Below are 1,321 nucleotides of genomic sequence, written 5' to 3' on the forward strand. Positions count from 1 at the left end.
GGAGGAAAAGAAACCAACAGGGATTGCCCCAGTAACGGCGAGTGAAGCGGCAACAGCTCAAATTTGAAATCTGGCCCCCAGGGCCCGAGTTGTAATTTGCAGAGGATGCTTTTGGCGCGGTGCCTTCCGAGTTCCCTGGAACGGGACGCCATAGAGGGTGAGAGCCCCGTCTGGTCGGACGCCTAGCCTGTGTAAAGCTCCTTCGACGAGTCGAGTAGTTTGGGAATGCTGCTCTAAATGGGAGGTATATGTCTTCTAAAGCTAAATACCGGCCAGAGACCGATAGCGCACAAGTAGAGTGATCGAAAGATGAAAAGCACTTTGAAAAGAGGGTTAAATAGTACGTGAAATTGTTGAAAGGGAAGCGCTTGTGACCAGACTTGGGCCCGGTGGATCATCCAGCGTTCTCGCTGGTGCACTCCGCCGGGTTCAGGCCAGCATCAGTTCGCCGCGGGGGAAAAAGGCTTCGGGAACGTGGCTCCTACGGGAGTGTTATAGCCCGTTGCATAATACCCTGGGGCGGACTGAGGTTCGCGCTCCGCAAGGATGCTGGCGTAATGGTCATCAGCGACCCGTCTTGAAACACGGACCAAGGAGTCGTCTTCGTATGCGAGTGTTCGGGTGTAAAACCCCTACGCGTAATGAAAGTGAACGCAGGTGAGAGCTTCGGCGCATCATCGACCGATCCTGATGTTCTCGGATGGATTTGAGTAAGAGCATACGGGGCCGGACCCGAAAGAAGGTGAACTATGCCTGTATAGGGTGAAGCCAGAGGAAACTCTGGTGGAGGCTCGCAGCGGTTCTGACGTGCAAATCGATCGTCAAATATGGGCATGGGGGCGAAAGACTAATCGAACCTTCTAGTAGCTGGTTTCCGCCGAAGTTTCCCTCAGGATAGCAGTGTTGAACTCAGTTTTATGAGGTAAAGCGAATGATTAGGGACCCGGGGGCGCTTTTTAGCCTTCATCCATTCTCAAACTTTAAATATGTAAGAAGCCCTTGTTGCTTAATTGAACGTGGGCATTCGAATGTATCAACACTAGTGGGCCATTTTTGGTAAGCAGAACTGGCGATGCGGGATGAACCGAACGCGAGGTTAAGGTGCCAGAGTAGACGCTCATCAGACACCACAAAAGGCGTTAGTACATCTTGACAGCAGGACGGTGGCCATGGAAGTCGGAATCCGCTAAGGACTGTGTAACAACTCACCTGCCGAATGTACTAGCCCTGAAAATGGATGGCGCTCAAGCGTCTCACCCATACCTCGCCCTCAGGGTAGAAACGATGCCCTGAGGAGTAGGCGGACGTGGAGGCCGTGACG

The 1,321-nt window shown here is 52.9% G+C and carries 1 rRNA gene; it reads left to right on the forward strand.

What is annotated here, in order from left to right:
* Window positions 1-1,321 (forward strand): 23S ribosomal RNA (locus tag DMH08_RS41320); the annotation flags it as partial.

It is taken from the genome of Actinomadura sp. WAC 06369, assembly GCF_003947565.1.
GTDB classification, from domain to species: domain Bacteria; phylum Actinomycetota; class Actinomycetes; order Streptosporangiales; family Streptosporangiaceae; genus Spirillospora; species Spirillospora rifamycini.